We start from the raw sequence: 1,549 nt of genomic DNA, 5'->3' as shown, positions 1-1,549 counted from the left end.
TGTACTGTACTGGATTTAGTTGACAACTTCGTTTGTTATACCTAAGTTAGTTAACTCAATATATTTTAAAACCTAAATAAGTTTACTTGTCCCTTTGTAATTCCTTAATAAGTTGTCATATTAAAGATGTTGCAAACATATGTATCTTTTCTTATAAATGCAAGACTTCGGGCTGTAAACTTCATTAAACAACAAAAACTCTTCGCTCGGGGATCGCCCTCGCGGCAAGGGGCGGGAGCACCCGTCCCGACGAGCGGGACTTCAACTACCTTTTTCCGCGTACTTACGAATATATTCCATCGGTGTTTTCATTTGTATGCCTTGATGGGGTCGAACATTATTGTATGCATATATGGCGTCGCTTATACGTTTATCCAACTGTTCAAAGCTGTCATCTTCGCAGTCAAACAACCACCCATTCTTGATCGTGTTATTCATCCGTTCAGCCAGGGCATTATGTAGCGGATCTCCACACTGCGTCATACTAATATTGATATGATGTTTCTTGAGCATATCCACATACAGGTTTGAGCAGTATTGCACTCCCCGGTCAGAATGGTGTATGAGACTACTCAAATCGACATTGTATCTGTTGTAAAAGTCTATAGCCATCCTCAGTGCCTTTAAGGGACCTTCCGCTTCAAGTGTTTTGCACAGGGCATATCCAACTATCGCCCGACTGCCCGCATCGGTAAGAAGAGACAGGTAAGCCCATCCCTGGCACGTGGCAACATAGGTTATGTCCGCTACAACCATTGAACCGAATGTGTCAGCTACAAATTTAGGAGTAACATTCAGCAAGTCCGGATAAATGTAATAATTATGATTAGAATTTGTTGTCTTTGGTCTCACATGTCTGACACGTTGACACAGGCCATTAGCACGAAAAATATTATAGCATTGATCACGCCCAATGACCATCCTGACACCAAACTTGCGGAGACAGCATGCATAGAGTTCACGCATACCAGCCTTAGGCATAAGTTTACGTAACTCATTACAATACAACACAATGCTTGATGTGAGGATGTCTATTTCTTTTTTTCTGTTGACATGCTTATAATAACCTTGTCTGGTTATGCCGAAGTAATCACAGAGGAACTGTAGCCTACCGCGCATATGACGGGCAGAGTTCCCCTGTGACAAGGTATCGATTACTTGGCATCGGAGTTTTTTCGAACCTTGATGTGATAGGTTGACTCAGCAAGATTTATTAATTCCTCACAAGCTTCATGACGAAGACTTTCCTCCTGAAGAGCACGCTGAAGTTTGCGATTTTCGGCACGCAATGCAGCGAGTTCTTTCTCCAGTTCATTGAGAGACTCAGCAGAGTATTTGTTGAAAGAGGCGTGGTCTGTACTCATAACTTTATCATTTATATGATACTTATCAAGCCAAAGAATCAGCAGACGACGGCAAATACCGGTACGTTTGGCAAACTGATACTTCGTTTCCGAAGTGGATAAATACTCACGAATATAAGACATTCGTTCGGATTCTGTGTAAGGAGTGTACTTCTTTTTTAATTCTTTCATGGGAATTTCGCATT

General features: G+C 41.7%; 2 protein-coding genes. Both read right to left on the bottom strand.

The window, feature by feature from the left end; genetic code table 11:
- Positions 1-261: 261 nt before the first annotated feature.
- The gene (locus KTR06_RS24315; RefSeq protein ID WP_217290891.1) at positions 262-1,119 is read right to left on the bottom strand and encodes an IS3 family transposase; all 858 of its coding nucleotides are present in this window, start codon (positions 1,117-1,119) and stop codon (positions 262-264) included.
- Positions 1,120-1,154: 35 nt separating this feature from the next.
- The coding region (locus KTR06_RS24310; protein WP_254306464.1) for a transposase at positions 1,155-1,549 on the bottom strand (395 nt) is incomplete at its 5' end.

Source organism: Bacteroides sp. MSK.20.12 (assembly GCF_019052435.1).
Lineage (GTDB): Bacteria > Bacteroidota > Bacteroidia > Bacteroidales > Bacteroidaceae > Bacteroides > Bacteroides xylanisolvens.
Note: the sequence above shows the minus strand (reverse complement) of the source record. Positions and strands in the feature narration are given on the sequence as shown.